Origin of the sequence: Pseudorhodobacter sp. E13, assembly GCF_003991405.1 — a bacterium.
Lineage (GTDB): Bacteria > Pseudomonadota > Alphaproteobacteria > Rhodobacterales > Rhodobacteraceae > Pseudorhodobacter.
Map to the genome: position 1 here is coordinate 133,893 of NZ_RPEN01000156.1, position 17,720 is coordinate 151,612.

General features: G+C 62.4%; 15 protein-coding genes. 13 read left to right on the forward strand and 2 right to left on the reverse strand.

Features of this window, described 5'->3' with window-relative positions; translation table 11 throughout:
- Nucleotides 1–622 precede the first annotated feature (622 nt).
- The 8 genes from EGN72_RS11535 to EGN72_RS11570 all read left to right on the forward strand — a co-directional run bounded on the left by EGN72_RS11535 (nt 623) and on the right by EGN72_RS11570 (nt 10,461).
- The gene (locus tag EGN72_RS11535) at nt 623–1,132 is read left to right on the forward strand and encodes a division/cell wall cluster transcriptional repressor MraZ (RefSeq protein ID WP_127047699.1); all 510 of its coding nucleotides are present in this window, start codon (nt 623–625) and stop codon (nt 1,130–1,132) included.
- A gap of 3 nt (nt 1,133–1,135) precedes the next feature.
- Nucleotides 1,136–2,185, forward strand: coding sequence for a 16S rRNA (cytosine(1402)-N(4))-methyltransferase RsmH (rsmH, locus tag EGN72_RS11540; RefSeq protein ID WP_127047701.1), 1,050 nt, complete (start codon nt 1,136–1,138; stop codon nt 2,183–2,185).
- Complete coding sequence (locus EGN72_RS11545) at nt 2,185–2,547, forward strand: cell division protein FtsL (protein WP_127047703.1); 363 nt, start codon at nt 2,185–2,187, stop codon at nt 2,545–2,547. Before rsmH ends, EGN72_RS11545 begins: the two co-directional genes overlap by 1 nt.
- Nucleotides 2,544–4,331 carry a penicillin-binding protein 2 gene (locus EGN72_RS11550; RefSeq protein ID WP_127047705.1) on the forward strand — a complete coding sequence of 596 codons (1,788 nt, stop codon included), beginning with the start codon at nt 2,544–2,546 and terminating at the stop codon, nt 4,329–4,331. Before EGN72_RS11545 ends, EGN72_RS11550 begins: the two co-directional genes overlap by 4 nt.
- Nucleotides 4,332–4,352: 21 nt before the next feature.
- Nucleotides 4,353–5,825 carry a UDP-N-acetylmuramoyl-L-alanyl-D-glutamate--2,6-diaminopimelate ligase gene (locus EGN72_RS11555; protein ID WP_127047707.1) on the forward strand — a complete coding sequence of 491 codons (1,473 nt, stop codon included), beginning with the start codon at nt 4,353–4,355 and terminating at the stop codon, nt 5,823–5,825.
- Between the two features lie 129 nt (nt 5,826–5,954).
- Nucleotides 5,955–7,397, forward strand: a complete 1,443-nt coding sequence (gene murF / locus EGN72_RS11560; RefSeq protein WP_127047709.1) for a UDP-N-acetylmuramoyl-tripeptide--D-alanyl-D-alanine ligase — start codon at nt 5,955–5,957, stop codon at nt 7,395–7,397.
- The gene (mraY, locus tag EGN72_RS11565; protein WP_127047711.1) at nt 7,398–8,480 is read left to right on the forward strand and encodes a phospho-N-acetylmuramoyl-pentapeptide-transferase; all 1,083 of its coding nucleotides are present in this window, start codon (nt 7,398–7,400) and stop codon (nt 8,478–8,480) included.
- A 157-nt stretch (nt 8,481–8,637) separates the two neighbouring features.
- On the forward strand, nt 8,638–10,461 hold the full coding sequence (locus EGN72_RS11570) for a hypothetical protein (protein WP_127047713.1): 1,824 nt from the start codon (nt 8,638–8,640) through the stop codon (nt 10,459–10,461).
- A 175-nt stretch (nt 10,462–10,636) separates the two neighbouring features.
- On the opposite strand, the gene EGN72_RS11575 is transcribed toward EGN72_RS11570, so the two are convergent.
- Together EGN72_RS11575 and EGN72_RS11580 are read right to left on the reverse strand one after the other, a co-directional pair.
- Nucleotides 10,637–10,945, reverse strand: coding sequence for a transcriptional regulator (locus tag EGN72_RS11575; RefSeq protein ID WP_127047715.1), 309 nt, complete (start codon nt 10,943–10,945; stop codon nt 10,637–10,639).
- Between the two features lie 3 nt (nt 10,946–10,948).
- Nucleotides 10,949–11,932: a sodium-dependent bicarbonate transport family permease gene (locus EGN72_RS11580; RefSeq protein WP_127047978.1), complete on the reverse strand. Its 984-nt coding sequence runs from the start codon at nt 11,930–11,932 to the stop codon at nt 10,949–10,951.
- Between the two features lie 189 nt (nt 11,933–12,121).
- Here EGN72_RS11580 and murD point away from each other — a divergent pair, with 189 nt between their 5' ends.
- From murD to EGN72_RS11605, 5 genes are all read left to right on the forward strand, one after another.
- Nucleotides 12,122–13,525 (forward strand): UDP-N-acetylmuramoyl-L-alanine--D-glutamate ligase, encoded by a 1,404-nt coding sequence (gene murD / locus EGN72_RS11585; protein ID WP_127047717.1) that lies wholly within the window; start codon nt 12,122–12,124, stop codon nt 13,523–13,525.
- A 222-nt stretch (nt 13,526–13,747) separates the two neighbouring features.
- Entirely contained in the window at nt 13,748–14,914 is a 1,167-nt protein-coding gene (ftsW, locus tag EGN72_RS11590) for a putative lipid II flippase FtsW (protein WP_127047719.1), read from the forward strand.
- A gap of 10 nt (nt 14,915–14,924) precedes the next feature.
- Nucleotides 14,925–16,019 carry a glycosyltransferase gene (locus EGN72_RS11595; RefSeq protein ID WP_127047721.1) on the forward strand — a complete coding sequence of 365 codons (1,095 nt, stop codon included), beginning with the start codon at nt 14,925–14,927 and terminating at the stop codon, nt 16,017–16,019.
- Nucleotides 16,016–17,443, forward strand: coding sequence for a UDP-N-acetylmuramate--L-alanine ligase (murC, locus tag EGN72_RS11600; RefSeq protein ID WP_127047723.1), 1,428 nt, complete (start codon nt 16,016–16,018; stop codon nt 17,441–17,443). The genes EGN72_RS11595 and murC overlap by 4 nt, the downstream gene beginning before the upstream one ends.
- A complete protein-coding gene (locus tag EGN72_RS11605) occupies nt 17,440–17,697 on the forward strand; it encodes a DUF2484 family protein (RefSeq protein ID WP_127047725.1) in 258 nt (85 codons plus the stop codon). Before murC ends, EGN72_RS11605 begins: the two co-directional genes overlap by 4 nt.
- Nucleotides 17,698–17,720: the final 23 nt, after the last annotated feature.

Below are 17,720 nucleotides of genomic sequence, written 5' to 3' on the forward strand. Positions count from 1 at the left end.
ATTTGGGATTTTTTGGGAAATGCCCCCTGATTTGCCGCGATTCCGAATCACGTGGCCGTGACTTTCCTTGAAAATCGCAGGATTCCTTGAAATATCGGGGCTGCATAGACAGTCGATTGAGCCGTTTTGAAGGCGCGGGCAAAAATAATTGGGATTTTTTGGGAAATAATGGAAAGCCCAAGCGCCCACAATATGTAGTGGTTTAATTTTCGATTTACAGCACAGCTAGCGCCATTTCGCGCCATTTCGCTACTAAATCCTGTTTTTCAGGCCCGCTCGGAACAAGATATGGCCTGTGTGGGGGCAAAAAAATTGTTGCGTCCCACGATTTCCCATGGCACTTCTAATTCACGGAAGCGAGAGACGGGCACGAAAAACAGGGGCAACCAAAGACCCCGAAAAGGCGAAAATAGCAGGCTTCATACAGGCAACCGCTTTTCGCTTCCGACGAACACAAGAATCCGGCGCGCGAGCGAGCAGACATCCCCCCAGGTGGCGCGCGCAGTCGGTGAACCCCGGAAACGGGACAGGGCGGCGGATTGGGCAGTGGCAGCAGCTCAATCCGCCGTTGTCCGTTCTAGGGGTCGGAAACGAAAAAAGGACGCAGAGGGACGAACAGACCGTGTCGGAAGACTTCAGAGGCGAATACTACCAAAAGGTAGATAGCAAGGCGCGGGTGTCTATCCCTGCGGCTTTTCGCCGCGTCCTCGATGCCGGTGATCCCTCCAGCTCCGACACGTCTCGCACACGCATCATGATGGTTTACGGCGGCAAGTCGCGGCAATATGCCGAATGTTACACCATTCGCGATGCCGATGCGCTGGCCGCACAGGTCCGTGCGCTTCCCATCGGCAGCAAGCAGCGCCAGATCGCGGAACGTGATCTGATCACCCGCTCGCTCACCGTGGAAATTGATGAAAACGGGCGCATCGTCTTGCCGCAAAAGGTGCGTGACAAGATCGGCTTTGAAGACGGTGATGAAACCGCTTTTGCAGGCACGCTCGACCGGTTCCAGATCTGGAAGCGCGACACCTATGACGCCGTGAATGGCAGCCTCGATGATGAAGAGGATGAACTGCCCGATGGCGTGGATGTCTTGTCGTTGTTGAGCCGTGTAAGTCCGGGGGTATAAGCCTTGGAACACCGCGATCCCGGTCCCGATCGCCCGCATATCCCCGTTCTGATCGGCCCAATTCTGGCCGCTGTTGGCCCGGTGACGGGCCATTGGCTTGATGGCACCTTCGGGGCAGGGGGCTATACGCGGGCATTGCTGGACGCAGGGGCCGCAACCGTTACCGGCGTTGATCGTGACCCTTTGGCGCTGGATATGGCCGCGGCATGGCGTGCCGACTATGGCGACCGTCTGCGCCTTGTGGCGGGCAATTTTTCCGAGCTTGACCAACACGCGGGCCAACCTCTGGATGGTGTCGTGCTGGATCTGGGCGTCTCCTCCATGCAACTCGATCAGGCCGCGCGCGGCTTTTCCTTTGCCAAGGATGGCCCTTTGGATATGCGCATGGCCCAGGCCGGAACCAGCGCTGCCGATCTGGTCAACACCGCGGCGGAGCAGGCGCTGGCTGATATCCTGTATCACTACGGCGAAGAACGCGCCTCGCGCCGGATTGCCCGCGCGATTGTGGCGGCGCGCGAGACCGCGCCCATCACCACCACCTTGCAGCTTGCCAGCATCGTCGCAGGTTGCCTGCCACGCCCGAAACCGGGGCAAAGCCACCCCGCGACCCGCAGCTTTCAGGCCATCCGCATCGCCGTGAACACCGAATTCAATGAGTTGATCGAAGGGCTGATGGCCGCTGAACGCGCGCTCAAACCCGGTGGGATGCTGGCGGTTGTCACCTTCCACAGCCTTGAGGACCGCATTGTGAAGCGGTTTTTCCAGAACCGCGCGGGCCGCGATGCGCAAACCAACCGTTATGCGCCCGAACGCGCCGAGGATGCCGCGCGCTTTACCCTTGTGACCAAGGGCGCGCTGGCCCCCGATGCCGACGAAATCGCGGCGAACCCGCGCGCGCGCTCGTCCAAGCTGCGGGTGGGGCAGCGCACCACGGCCCCCGCAGGCCCGGTGGACCCGGAAGCCTTGGGCGTGCCGATGCTGCCCGACACCCATGCCACCCGCGCCAAATTCAAATCTGCCAAACCTAAACCTGTCCACAAAGGAAGCCGCTGATGCGCCCCTTCATGTTCATCCTCTCTGCTATGGTTCTGATGTCGCTGGCCTTTTGGGCCTACCGCGAGAATTATGCCACGCAGCAGGCGCTGAAAGATGTGTCGCGGCTTAACAGTGAAATCGCCAGCCTGCGCGAGGCACTGTCGCAGCAGCGCGCCGAATGGGCCTATCTGAACCGCCCCTCGCGCCTGCGCGATCTGGTGGCGCTGAACTTTGACAACCTGAACCTGTTGCCGCTGGAACCCGAACAATTCGGCCATGTGGAACAGGTCGTCTATCCGCTGCCACCAATCTCGATCCCCGAATTTGGCGCGGTGGTCGATACCATCGGCACCGTTGACGGAGAGGAGGACCCGCTATGATCCGCAAACCGCTTCGCCCGCTGGCGCGTATTCTTCTGGCCCGCGAAAAGGGTGAAAACCCCGACCATATCGAACGCGAGAATATCCGCCTGCGCGCCGAGGACACCCGCGCCCGCGCCCAGAACCGGGCCGAAGGGCGGCTTTTGCTGCTGGGCCTTGCGTTTTTTGCGGCCTTCATGGTGGTGGGCGCGCGCATGGGCCTGCTGGCCGCCTCGGAACCGATGGAACCACGCTCTGCCGCGTCAGGTGCCAATATCAGCGCCCTGCGCGCCGATATCACCGACCGCAACGGCCGTATTCTGGCGACGAACTTTTCCACCCACGCGCTTTACGCCCATCCCAAACAGATGGTGGACCCGGCCCGCGTGGCCCGCGAACTGGCCGAACTGTTCCCCGATATGAAGGCCGATGATCTGGAACGCCGCTTCACCGATGGCCGCTCTTTCCTGTGGCTGCGCAAGAAACTCAGCCCCGAGCAGATGCAGGCCGTGCATGATATCGGCGATCCCGGCCTGCTGTTCGGCCCGCGCGACATGCGGCTTTACCCCAATGGCAAGCTGGCCGCGCATATTCTGGGCGGGTCGTCCTTCGGGGCCGAAGGCGTGAACTCCGCCGAGGTGATTGGCACCGCCGGGCTGGAACGCGCGATGGATGCGCGTCTGCGCGACCCGGCACAGGCCTCCACTCCGTTGGCCCTGTCGATTGACCTGACGGTGCAATCGGCCATGCATGAAATCCTTGAAGGTGGCATGGCGATGATGAACGCCAAAGGGGCCGCCGGGGTGTTGCTCGATGTGCATAGCGGCGAAATCATTGCCATGGTTTCCTTGCCGGATTTTGACCCGAACGATCGCCCCAACCCGCTGGTCAAAGGCGAACCCGCCGACAGCCCGCTGTTCAACCGCGCCCTGCAAGGCGTGTATGAGCTGGGGTCCACCGCGAAAATCCTGACCGCCGCGCAAGCGATGGAGCTGGGCCTCGTGAACCCCGAAACCATGGTCGATGCCAATGCGCCGATGCGCTGGGGCAAACACAAGATCGGTGAGTTCGAGGGCAAGAACTACGGCCCCTTGCTGTCTGTCACCGATGTCATCGTGAAATCCTCCAATGTCGGCACCGCCCATCTCGCGCTTAAGATCGGGGGTGAACGCCAGCAGGCATTCTTCAAATCCATGGGCCTGTTTGATCCGGTCCCGATTGAACTGACCGAGGCTCCCGGTTCCGCCCCGCTGATCCCTAAACGCTGGGCCGATATTGTCACGATTACAACCTCTTACGGGCATGGCATGTCGGTCAGCCCGATGCATCTGGCCGTCGCCTATGCCGCGATTGCCAATGATGGCATCATGCTGCCCCCGACCTTGCTCAAACGCGATAAGCTGCCGCAAGGCAAACGCGTGCTGTCGCAGCAATCCGCAGATGCCGCCGTTTCCATGCTGCGCCAGGTCGTGACCCGCGGCACCGCCTCCTTTGGTGAGGTGGAAGGCTATGAAGTCGCGGGCAAAACCGGCACCGCCGATAAGGTCAAAAAGGGTGGCGGCTATGATAAAGGTAAGAACATCAACACCTTCGCTTCGATGTTCCCGGCCTCTGATCCGCAATATGTGCTGGTGGTGACGCTGGATGAAGCCTCCGAAAACTCCGGCCCCAAACCGCGCCGCACCGCAGGCTGGACTTCGGTGCCAGTCGCGGCCGAGGTGATCCGCCGCACCGCACCGCTGCTTGGCCTCAGACCACAGATTGAAACTCTGCCCGCAACTGGGGTATCAGCACCCAAACCGTAATCCAGCGCCAAGGGGGCAGATGTGACACAGGCCAGAAAACTATCCGATCTTGGCCTGACGGCGCGTGGCGGTGATACTCCTGTGATTACTGGGCTTTGCGTCGACAGCCGGGCGGTGGCACCCGGCAATCTCTTTGCCGCTTTGCCCGGCGCGGTGATTCACGGCGCGCATTACATCCGGGCGGCAGTGGCACGCGGCGCGGTCGCCATCCTGACCGATGCCGAAGGCGCCGCCATTGCTAAGGATGATCTGGCGACTGCCTGCCTCATCGTCACCCAGGACCCGCGACAGGCGCTGGCCTATGCCGCCGCACTCTGGTTTGCAGATCAACCCGACACAATCGTCGCCGTCACCGGCACCAATGGCAAGACCTCTGTCGCCACCTTCACCCGTCAGATCTGGATGGCGCTGGATCATGCCGCCATCAATATCGGCACCACCGGGGTCGAGGGCGCATGGCACGCCCCATCGCCCCATACCACGCCCGAACCCATCACCCTGCACCGCCTGCTGTCGCAAGCCGCCGCCGCAGGCGTCACCCATGCCGCGATGGAGGCTTCGTCCCACGGGCTCGACCAGCGCCGCCTTGACGGTGTGCGCTTGGCGGCGGCAGGCTTTACCAATTTCACGCAGGATCACCTCGATTACCACCACACGTTCGAGGCGTATTTCGACGCCAAAGCCGGCCTGTTCGCGCGCGTGCTGCCCGAGGACGGCGTCGCCGTCATCAATATCGACGACCCAAAGGGCGAGGCGATGGCCGCCATCGCCGAAGATCGCGGGCAGGATGTGCTGCGCGTGGGCCGCGCGGCACAGGCCGACCTGCGGCTGCTGGGCCAGCGCTTTGATGCCACGGGACAGGATCTGCGGCTGGAATGGCTGGGCGAGGCGCATCAGATCCGGCTCGCGCTGATCGGCGGGTTTCAGGCGGAAAACGTGCTGCTCGCCGCCGGGCTCTGCATCGGCGCGGGCGATGATCCGGGCCGCGTCTTTGCCGCCTTGCCGCAACTGACAGGCGTGCGGGGCCGGATGCAACTGGCCGCCACCCGCCAGAACGGTGCCAGCGTGTTTGTCGATTACGCCCATACCCCCGATGCCCTTGCCACCGCATTGCAAGCCCTGCGCCCGCATGTCATGGGCCGCATCGTGGTGGTGTTCGGGGCAGGGGGCGACCGCGATACCACCAAACGCCCGCTGATGGGGGCCGCCGCCGCCGAACACGCCGATGTGCTCTTTGTCACCGATGACAACCCCCGCTCCGAAGACCCTGCCACCATCCGCGCCGCCATCCTCGCCGCCTGCCCCGATGCCACCGAAGTCGGCGACCGGGCCGAGGCGATCCTGCGCGGCGTCGATGCGCTGGGCCCCGGCGATGCGCTGCTCATCGCAGGCAAAGGCCACGAATCCGGTCAAACCATCAAGGGCCAAACCTACCCCTTCGATGATGCCGAACAGGCCTCCATCGCGGTTGCCGCCCTCGACGGGCTGATCTGATGCCAAAACGCGCTGCAATTTCCCCCTTCCGCTTTCTTTTCGGCCCAAATATCCCACAGGGGGTCCGGGGGATGTGAAATCCCCCGGCGCCCGCCACACAGACCGCCGCCAGCCCATAAGGACCACCCGATGACCCCGCTCTGGACCGCCCAAGACGCCGCCACCGCCACCGGTGGACGCAGCACAACCGAATGGCACGCGACAGGGGTTTCCATCGACACGCGGACCTTGCAACCCGGTGATCTGTTCGTCGCGTTGAAAGACGCGCGCGACGGGCATGATTTCGTCGCCGCCGCGCTGGAAAAAGGCGCCGCTGCGGCACTTGTCTCGCGTATCCCCGAAGGCGTCGCCCCGGATGCGCCGCTTCTGGTGGTGCCCGATGTGCTGGGGGCGCTCGAAGCCTTGGGCATCGCCGCCCGCGCCCGCAGCAGCGCCCGTGTCATCGGCGTCACGGGGTCGGTGGGCAAAACCTCCACCAAGGAAATGCTGCGCGCAGCGCTGGGCGGGCAAGCCAAACTCCACGCCGCCGAAGCCAGCTACAACAACCACTGGGGCGTGCCGCTCACGCTGGCGCGGATGCCCGCCGATACCGGCATCGCCGTGATCGAAATCGGCATGAACCACCCCGGCGAAATCGCGCCCCTGTCGCGCATGGCGCGGCCCCATGTCATCCTCATCACCACCATCGCCCCCGCGCATCTCGAAGCCTTCGATGATCTCGCGGGCATCGCTGCCGAAAAAGCCGCCATCATCGACGGTCTGGAAGAAGGCGGCACCGCCATCCTGCCCGCCGATCTGGAGGTGACCCCCATCCTCACCGCCAAAGCCTCGCTTGCCGGGGTGCGCACCGTGCTGTTTGGCAGCCATGCCCAAGCTGATTACCGGCTGACCGATGTGCAGATCACCGAATTTGCCACCATCGCCCGCGCCCGTCAGGCAGGGCAGGACATGCTGTTCAAACTCGCCACCCCCGGCAAACATTTCGCCGCCAATGCGCTGGCGGTTCTGGCCGCTTCGGATGCGCTGGGGCTGGACCGCGCCGTTACCACCACCGATCTGGGCCGCTGGGCGCCACCTGCGGGCCGGGGCACCCGCGAAACCATCACGCTGGATAGCGTCGAAGGCCACAGTTTTGGCCTGATCGATGATGCGTTCAACGCCAACCCTGCCTCCACCGCCGCCGCCCTCGATCTGTTGGCCGCTTGCCAGCCCACCAACCGCGTGGGCCGCATCAGCCTTGGCCGCCGCATCGCCATTCTTGGCGATATGCTGGAACTTGGCCCGACCGAAGCCGCGCTGCACGCCGCCCTCGCCGATCATCCCGCGCTTGCACAGATCACGCTGGTCCATTGCGTCGGCCCCCGGATGCAGGCGCTGCACACAGCCTTGCCCAAATCCAAGCGCGGCCACTGGGTCGAAACTGCGGCCGAGCTTCTGCCCCGCGCCCCGCATCTGGTCGATGCCGGCGATATCGTGCTGGTCAAAGGCTCCAAGGGCATCAAAGTCAGCCTTGTGGTTGACGCCTTGCGCAAATTGGGGCAACCGAACCCCGCACATCAAGGGACTGAATGAATGCTTTACTGGCTTACGGAATTTTCAGACGGCGGCGACATCTTCAACCTGTTCCGCTATATCACCTTCCGGGCGGGCATGGCGTTCTTTACGGCGCTGGTGTTTGGCTTCATCTTCGGTCTTCCTCTGATCAACCTCTTGCGCCGCCGCCAAGGCAAGGGCCAGCCAATCCGCGATGACGGCCCGCAAACCCATTTCGCCAAGGCAGGCACGCCCACGATGGGCGGCTTGCTGATCCTCTCGGCGCTGCTGTTTTCCACGCTGCTCTGGGCGCGGCTGGATAATATCTATGTCTGGATCGTGCTGGGCGTCACCTTTGCCTTCGGCCTGATCGGCTTTGCGGATGACTACGCCAAAGTGTCCAAACAAAACACCAAAGGCGTCAGCTCCAAGGTCCGCTTCCTGCTGGGCCTGCTGATCGCGGCGGCGGCCTGTGCGGCGGCGGCCTGGGCGCATCCGGCGGCCCTGTCCTACAACCTCGCCCTGCCGGTGTTCAAGGATACGCTGCTTCATCTGGGCTGGTTCTTCATCCCCTTCGGCATGATCGTGATCGTGGGCAGCGCCAATGCCGTCAACCTGACCGACGGGCTGGACGGGCTGGCCATTATGCCGGTGATGATCGCCGCCGGAACCCTTGGCGTCATCGCCTATGTCGTTGGGAACTATAACTATACCGAATATCTGGGCGTCCATTTCGTCCCCGGCACCGGCGAGCTGCTGATCTTCACCGCGGCCCTGTTCGGCGGCGGCCTTGGGTTCCTGTGGTATAACGCCCCCCCGGCCGCGGTGTTCATGGGCGACACCGGCAGCCTCGCCCTTGGCGGCGCGTTGGGCGCCATTGCCGTCTGCACCAAGCACGAGATCGTGCTGGCCATCGTCGGCGGGTTGTTCGTGGTCGAGGCGCTGTCGGTCATCATTCAGGTCCTCTACTTCAAACGCACCGGTCGCCGCGTGTTCCTGATGGCCCCGATCCACCATCATTTTGAGAAGAAAGGCTGGGCCGAGCCGCAAATCGTCATCCGCTTCTGGATCATCTCGCTGATCCTCGCGCTGATCGGCCTCGCCACCCTTAAACTGCGGTAAGGGAAGGTGGGCAGATTGCCCACCCTACGCCAGCCGTATAACAGAAGCGCAATACATAGGCCGGGGTTCACCCCCGGCTTATGTTTTTGGGGCGCACTGGCATTGCCTTTGCCGCCATTCGCCCGCAAGTTGTGGTGCGAACCACTCGGGGGCCAACATGACCGTAAATCCGCACCTCAAGGCCTATCTCGACAACTACCTCGCCCTGCTGAATCCCGGATTTGCTATCATGATCAATGCGCCTTGGGGGGCGGGCAAAAGCCATGCAATAAAGCCATATTATCAAGGAAAGGATGCACTCTACGTTAGCCTGTTTGGCGCAAAATCCGCCGAAGACATAAACCGCGCTATCCTGATGGAACGGCTACCCTTGCTGGATAATGCTTTGACCAAAGGCTTGGGCAGTTTGGGTGGCACCGCGCTCAGGATGTTTCGGGTGGATTTCAAACCCGAGGCGCTTGCCCAGATTGCCTTGCCAACGACCCTGATCTTTGATGATCTGGAACGGGCAGGCATGACCGTGCCAGAGCTTTTCGGCCACTTGAACGGCTTTGTCGAACACCAAGGTAAACGCGTTATCGTCCTCGCCAATGAGGAGGAGTTGCAAAGCAAACACGCTGACTATGCCAAATATAAAGAAAAAACCGTTGGTCGCACCCTGCGCCTTCATGCCGATGTCGCCGCTGCTTTCCCGGCTTTTCTGGCGGAAATCACCGACCCGGCCACCAAATCCACATTGGAACAGAACCAAGCCCGCATTCTTGAGGTGTTTTCTGCGTCAACCTTCGAAAACCTTCGCCTGCTGCGCCACGCCATGCTGGAATTTGTCCAACTCTACGCCGCGCTGGACGAAGATATGCGGGCCAGATCAACCGCCGTATCAGATTTGATCGCCACCTATTTCGCGCTGCACATGGAATACGGAAAAGGCGCGCTGTCGCGGGCCGATCTGGAAGAAAGGGGCGGATGGCACAGGGCTGAGCGCAGGGTCTCCAAATCCGAAAAAGAGCCCCAAAAATCCACCATGGAGATGGCTTCTGAAAAATACGAGGCCGCAAATGTTGATATTTACGAAGACGAGGTTCTGGGTTGCGATCTCGCCATCGACCTAATCGTCGATGGTCATGCCGAGGCCGCTGCCATCCGCAGCGCTCTCAAATCCAGCAACGGCTTTGCTGATCTTCAAAACGAAACGCCTTGGCACACATTATGGTGGTGGCGGCAGCGCAGTGAGGATCAATGTAACATGGCGCTGCGCCGTGTCGAAACTGATCTTGCAAACCATTGCGTTACCGATCCCCATGTTTTGATGCAGATTTTCGGCATCTTCCTTGAGCTTGCCAAAGAGGACGGTTTGCGCGCCCAAGATGCGGCATCTGTTGTGTCAGAGGCAAAGGCCTACATCGACGCGTTGCAGAATAAAGGAATCTTACCGCCATGGGATGAAGGCACTGGCCGGGGGGAGTTGATTGATCGCGATGCCTATGACGGGCTGGGTTATCCCAATCGCAATGATGCCGAATTTGCAGAGATATTAAATCATTTGAAGGCTGCAATGTCCGCTCAATTCCTTTGCCAAGCAAAGGCGGTCGCTGCGCAACTGCTGGAAAAAATTCCCGCAGAACTGGACCTCGTGATCCAAATTTTGACTCGCCGGGGGGATGATCCCGTCGGTTCGGGCTATCTGACCGCGCCGATCCTCACCTATCTGGACCCTGCTATTGCTGCTGCGCGCTTTTCCCAACAAGCGCCAGCAATCACCGAAGCCCTTTTCAAGGCTCTTGTTCTTAGGGATAAGGAGCAAATACGGCGTCGGATTAGCCGGGATATTTGTGACGCAGAAGCAAAATGGCTACGGACATTTAGGCTTGAAGTCGAACGGCTGGCAGAAGGGCTATCGCCATTTCGCAAGGCACAACTCAAGACCTATATCCGATGGCACCTTGTTGAAATCACAGAGCCACCCTCAAGCCCCTCATAACCCCCTAACCCAACTTCATCTATTCACAAATATCCAAATTCCGCCGCAGGCCGCAAACCCAGCGCCTGCCGCTGTGCCCCCTGCGGCATCGGGTTAAAATCCGGTTAACAAAAACCGGGGGAGTGTTTGATATCAATGCCTTGCCAGATGAATCGCGCGCGATTCCGCGGGGGGCTCAGAACCGTTCGGCCCGCAAGACCTGCGCGTCCGAGATGCTGACCACCCCGATATGCCGCTCGACCACCGCGAAAGCGGCGTCCAGCAGGCTGTCCAGCCGCTCGGGCCGGATCAGGCAAACCACGGCCACCATGCCAGAGCGGCCCACTTGCCCCTCACGGCTCCACTCGCCCGACCGGCCCGCGCCGCCCATCACCGGCAGCACGGTATAGCCCGTGACCCCGGCCCCGCGCAGGGCAGCGGTCAGCCGCGCCTCCATCACCGCCTCGATGATGATTTCCACCCGTTTTGCTGCATGCATTTCCATCGCTTATCCCCCCAGAATTGCAGACGCCACCGCCAGATACAGCGGGATGCCCAAGGTCAGGTTGAACGGAAAGGTGACCCCCAGCGCCAGCGTCAGCGAGACCGCCGGGTTGGCGGCAGGCAAGGCCACCCGCATCGCCGCCGGCACCGCGATATAACTGGCCGAGGCGGCCAGCACCATCAGCAGCACCGCCCCGCCAAGGCTCAGCCCGATCAGCATCGCGCCCATCAGGCCAAGACTTGCCCCCAGCAGCGGCATGACCAGCCCGAAGGCCAGCACGCCGCCCCGCACCTCGCCCCGCGCTTGCCGCAGGCCCCGGCCCGCGACCAGCCCCATATCGAGCAGGAACAGGCACAGCACGCCTTTGAACGGTGCGGTGATGAAGGCATCAATCTCGGCCTTGCCATCGGGCCCGGTGATCCAGCCAATCGCAAAGGCCCCGACCAGCAGGACGATAGAGCCGTTGAGCATGATCTCGCGCCACAGATGGCCGCCCTGATCCGTGTCGGCCGACCCGCCCGTGCGCGAAATCAACCACAGGGCGGACAGGATCGCGGGCGCTTCCATCGCGGCGGCCACGGCGACCATGTAACCCTCGAAGGTGATGCCCTGCGCCTCCAGCACCGATGACCCCGCGACGAAGGTGACGATAGAGATCGAGCCGTAATGCGCGGCCACAGCGGCGGCATCGGTCACGCTGAGCCGGGTCATCACCCGCAGCATCGCGAAGGCGAGAAAGGGGATCAGCGCCGACAAGACCACACCCACAAGCAGGGACAGGCCCAGTTGCAGGCTCATCCCGCTGGTGGCCACCGCAACCCCGCCTTTGAAGCCGATGGCAAAGAGCAGGTAAAGCGACATGCCCTTGGCGATGGCTTCGGGAAAGGTCAGATCACTGCGGGCAAGGGCGGCAGACAGGCCAAGCACGAAACATAGTATGATGGGCGACAACAGGTTGTCGGCCGCCAAAGTCAGCATGTCTTGCATCACGATCCCCCAAGTTTTCGCCAAAGTGGTGCCTGCGCGGACAAAGGCAAGCCCTTGGCCAGAAAAAAGCGCGGGGCGTGGGGGCTGGGGCACGGTTCTGGTCGGGCCATTGCCGGGCCGCATTCCCGCTCTTGCGGCCTGCGCGCTCTGGCCGCATTCTGCGCGGCGAATATCTTGAAAGGCTACGCCATGATTCCTGTTACCTGTTTTTCCGGCCAGAAGGTCGCCGTTCTTGGGCTTGGCCGTTCGGGCCTTGCCACGGCGCGGGCGTTGAAAGCGGGCGGGGCGGAGCCGGTTTTGTGGGATGACAGCGCCGAGGCGCGTGAGAAAGCCGAGGCCGAGGGGTTTGCCTGCGTTGACCTGACCCGCCATGGCGCGTTTGAGGGGATCGCCGCGTTGATCACCTCGCCCGGTATTCCGCATCTTTACCCTGCGCCGAACCGGGTGATCGCGGCGGCGCTGGAGGCAGGGGTGCCGGTGGACAATGATATCGGGCTGTTTTTTCGCAGCTATGCCACCAAGGATTGGGACGGGTTTGACACGCTGCCCCGCGTGATCGCGATCACCGGATCGAACGGCAAATCCACCACCACGGCGCTGATCCACCATATTCTGGAAGTGGCAGGGCGACCGACCCAGATGGCGGGCAATATCGGGCGCGGGGTGCTGGATATCGACCCCGGCGTGGATGGCGAGGTGGTGGTGCTGGAACTGTCCAGCTATCAGACCGATCTGGCCCGCGCGCTGACCCCGGATATCGCGGTGTTCACCAATCTGTCGCCGGACCATCTGGACCGGCATAACGGCATGGGCGGCTATTTCGCCGCCAAGCGCAGGCTGTTTGCCGAAGGCGGGCCGGACCGTGCGGTGATTGGCGTGGATGAGGTGGAGGGGCGCTTCATGGCCAACCAACTGGCCGAAGGCGCGCAGGATGACCGGGTGATCCGTATCTCATCGGGGCAGAAGCTGGAAGGGTTCGGCTGGTCGGTCTTTGCCCGCAAGGGGTTTCTGAGTGAGTGGCGCAAGGGGCGGCAGGTGGCCTCGATCGACCTGCGGTCGGTGCCGGGCCTGCCGGGGGCGCATAACCACCAGAATGCCTGCGCCGCCTATGCCGCGACGCGCAGCCTTGGGATCGGGCCAAAGCTGATCGAACAGGCGTTTCATTCCTTTGCGGGCCTGCCGCATCGCAGCCAGTTGGTTGGCGAACGCGGTGGCGTGCGCTTCATCAATGACAGCAAGGCCACCAATGTCGACAGTGCGGCCAAGGCCTTGCAAGCCTTTCCGCGTATTCGCTGGATCGCCGGGGGCTTGGGCAAAGATGGCGGGATCAAGGGGCTGGTGCCTTATCTCGGGTCTGTCGCCAAGGCCTATCTGATCGGCCATTCCGCCCGGGATTTCGCGCTGGAATTGGGCAACACCCCCTATGAGGTTTGCGAAACCATGGCCCGCGCCGTGGCACTTGCGGCGGCAGAGGCGGAGGCGGGGGAGGTGGTGCTGCTGGCGCCTGCGGCGGCCTCGTTCGACCAATATCCGAATTTTGAAAAGCGGGGCGAGGATTTCGCCGCCCGGGTGCAGGCGCTGCTGAACGGATGACGCGGGGGGCGCTCGCGCCCCCCCTTGGCCTTGCGGCCAATTCACCCCCTGAGGATATTTGCGCCGAAAAGAAAGCGCGGCGGGCAGAAAAACCCTGATTTGGTTGCCCTGCCTTGTGCTTCCCCCTAGCCATGGCGGGGGATCGTTGCTAAGCTATGCGTCAGATCCGGGGGAACACTCGGACAGAATGGCAGTAAACAGGCAAATATCAGGCGGTATCCCATGACTGAGATGGTCTATGGCTCTATGCCCGGCAGGGTGGTGGAGCCGGTTCTTCCCCGTTGGTGGCGCAGTATTGACCGCTGGTCCCTGACCGCGGTTTTTGCGCTGTTTGGTGTGGGGTTGCTGTTGGGGCTGGCCGCTTCGGTGCCGCTGGCGCAGCGCAATGGGCTGGATGCGTTTTACTATGTCAAACGGCAGGCGTTTTTTGGTGGTGTCGGCCTTGTGGTGATGCTGGGCATTTCGATGATGCCGCCCAATATGGTGCGGCGTCTTGGGGTGTTGGGTTTTCTGGGGGCCTTTGCCGCGATGGCGATGTTGCCCGTGATTGGCACCGATTTCGGCAAAGGGGCGGTGCGCTGGATCAGCTTTGGCTTTGCCTCGGTGCAGCCGTCAGAGTTTCTGAAGCCCGGTTTCATCGTGCTGACCGCATGGCTGATGGCCGCCGCGCAGGATATCAACGGGCCGCGCGGCAAGTCCATGTCCTTTCTGATCACCTTCATCGTGGTGCTGCTGTTGGCCTTGCAGCCTGATTTCGGGCAGGCGGCGTTGATTATCTTTGGTTGGTCGGTGGTGTATTTCATCGCCGGCGCGCCGATGGTTCTGATTGCGACGGTGTTGGGGCTGGTGGGGGCGGGCGCGATGTTTGCCTATAACACGTCAGAGCATTTTGCCCGCCGGATCAATGGTTTCCTGTCGCCCGAGATCGACCCGCGCACCCAGATCGGTTATGCCACCAATGCCATTCAGGAAGGTGGCTTTTTCGGTGTCGGCGTGGGCGAGGGGCAGGTGAAATGGTCGCTGCCCGATGCGCATACCGATTTCATCATCGCGGTGGCCGCCGAGGAATATGGGTTGATCCTTGTGCTGTGCATCATCGCACTTTACGCGACGATCGTCGTGCGGTCGCTGTTCCGCCTGATGCGGGAGCGGGACCCTTTTATCCGGTTGGCGGGCGCGGGGCTGGCCTGCATTTTCGCCGTGCAAGCCATGGTGAACATGGGGGTTGCGGTGCGGCTGTTGCCTGCCAAGGGCATGACCCTGCCTTTCGTTTCCTACGGTGGGTCGTCGGTGATTGCGGCGGGGATTACGGTGGGCATGTTGCTGGCGCTGACCCGGTCGCGTCCGCAGGGGCAGATTGCGGAAGTTCTGTTCCGGCGTGGCCGGTAAGGGGGCGCAGATGGGGCCTTTGCTTTTGATCGCAGCGGGTGGCACCGGGGGGCATATGTTCCCCGCGCAGGCCTTGGCCGAGGCGATGGTGGCGCGTGGCTGGCGGGTGAAACTGTCCACCGATGATCGCGGCGCGCGCTATGTGGGTGGGTTTCCGCGCGATGTGGTGATTGAGCAGGTTGCCTCGGCCACCTTTGCGCGGGGCGGGGTATTGGCCAAGGCGCTGGTGCCGTTTCGAATTGCGGGTGGCGTGTTGGCGGCGGCTTGGGCGCAGGTGCGGGACAAGCCTGCGGTTGTGGTGGGGTTTGGTGGTTATCCGTCCATCCCCGCGCTGACGGCGGCAACCTTGCTGCGGCGGCCCCGGATGATCCATGAACAAAACGGCGTTCTGGGCCGGGTGAACCAGATTTTCGCGCCTCGCGTTATGGCGGTGGCTTGTGGCACATGGCCCACCGCCTTGCCCGAAGGGGTAAGCGGCACCCATACCGGCAACCCGGTGCGCGGTGCTGTGCTGGAGCGGGCGGGGGCGGGCTATATTCCGCCCGGTGACTACCCGATGAGCCTTGTGGTCATTGGCGGCTCGCAAGGGGCGCGCATTTTGTCGGATGTGGTGCCTGCTGCCGTGACCACCTTGCCCGAAGGCCTGCGCCGCAATCTGCGCGTTGCGCATCAAGCCCGCGCCGAAGATCTTGACCGCGTGGTCGAGGCCTATGCCCAAGCAGGCATCAACGCCGATGTGCAGCCGTTTTTTACCGATATTCCGCGCCGCTTGTCCGAGGCGCAGCTGGTGATTTCGCGGTCTGGGGCGTCTTCGGTGGCTGATATTTCGGTGATCGGGCGGCCAGCGATCCTGATCCCCTTTGCGGCGGCGACGGGCGACCATCAAACCGCCAATGCGCGCGGGCTGGTTGAAGGTGATGCCGCCATTCTGATCCCCGAAAAGGCGCTGGATGCCGAAACCTTGGCCGCGCAGATGGCGGCCGTGCTGGAAAACCCCGAAGCGGCGCAGACCATGGCGCGCAATGCACTGGCGCTTGGTCGCGCCGATGCCACGGATCGCCTTGTAGAACTCGTCGAAAGCCTGACAGAAAGGGCCCCCCTATGAACGCCGCCACCAAACTGCCTGTAGAGCTGGGCCCCATTCATTTTGTCGGCATCGGCGGCATCGGCATGTCGGGCATCGCCGAGGTGCTGATGACGCTTGGCTACCGCGTGCAAGGCTCTGACGCCAAAGCCTCCAAGATCACGGATCGACTGGTGACATTGGGGGCCACGGTGTTTGAAGGCCAGCGCGCCGAGAATATCGGTGAAGCGGCGGTGGTGGTGATTTCCACCGCGATCAAGAAAGGCAACCCCGAACTGGAGGAAGCCCGCCGCAAGGGCCTGCCCGTGGTGCGCCGGGCCGAGATGCTGGCCGAGTTGATGCGGATGCGGTCCAACATCGCGATTGCAGGCACCCATGGCAAGACCACCACCACCACCATGGTCGCCACCTTGATGGACAAGGGCGGGTTTGACCCGACGGTCATCAACGGCGGCATCATTCATGCCTATGGGTCCAACGCGCGGGCCGGGGCAGGGGAGTGGATGGTGGTGGAGGCCGACGAATCCGATGGCTCTTTCAACCGGCTTCCCGCCACCATTGCGATCGTCACCAATATCGACCCCGAGCATATGGAGCATTGGCACAGCTTTGACGCGCTGCGCAAAGGCTTCCTCGATTTCGTGTCGAACATTCCGTTTTATGGCTTGGCCGTGTGCTGCACCGATCACCCCGAGGTGCAAACCCTGGTCGGCAAGATCACCGACCGCCGCGTGGTGACTTTTGGCTTCAACGCGCAGGCCGATGTGCGGGCGATCAACCTGACCTATGAAAATGGCGTTGCGCATTTCGATGTGGCGCTGCAAGGCGAAAGCCCGGATGAAAACGGCAATCCGGTGGTGATCGAAGGCTGCACCTTGCCGATGCCCGGCGATCACAACGTCTCTAACGCCTTGTCGGCGGTGGCGGTGTGCCGGTTCCTCGGCATGAAAATGTCGGAAATCCGCGAGGCGCTGGCCGCCTTTGGGGGCGTCAACCGCCGCTTTACCCGTGTCGGAGAGGTCGATGGTGTGACCATCATCGACGATTACGGCCACCACCCGGTGGAAATTACCGCCGTTCTGAAAGCCGCACGTCAGGCCACCAAGGGCCGGGTGATTGCGGTGCATCAGCCGCACCGCTATTCGCGCCTGTCCAGCTTGTTCGATGATTTCTGCACCTGTTTCAATGAGGCGGATGTGGTGGCGATTGCCGATGTTTATGCCGCAGGCGAAGACCCGATCCCCGGTGCCAGCCGCGATGATCTGGTGGCCGGGCTGATCGCCCATGGCCACCGCCACGCCCGCGCGATTCTGGATGAGAATGATCTGGCACGGCTGGTGCGCGAACAGGCCCGGCCGGGTGATATGGTTGTGTGCCTTGGGGCCGGGACCATCTCGGCCTGGGCCAATAACCTGCCCGCGCTGCTGCAAGGAAAAGCCGCGTGACGCCCGCCCTGACAGCGGCGCTGGTCTGGCTGGTGGCGGCCAATGTCACCGGCTTTTTCCCCAGCCGCGACAAACACTGGCGCGCGGCCTATGTGCTGATCGCGCTGGGCATCCCGATCTTGGGCTGGGTGACATGGATGAACGGCCCCATCGTCGGGTTGATCATCCTGTGCATGGGTGCATCCGTGCTGCGCTGGCCGGTGATCTATCTGTGGCGCTGGCTGAGGTCGAAAACGGCGCATCCGGCAGAGTAAGCTAGTTTTCCGTTTTGCTTGGG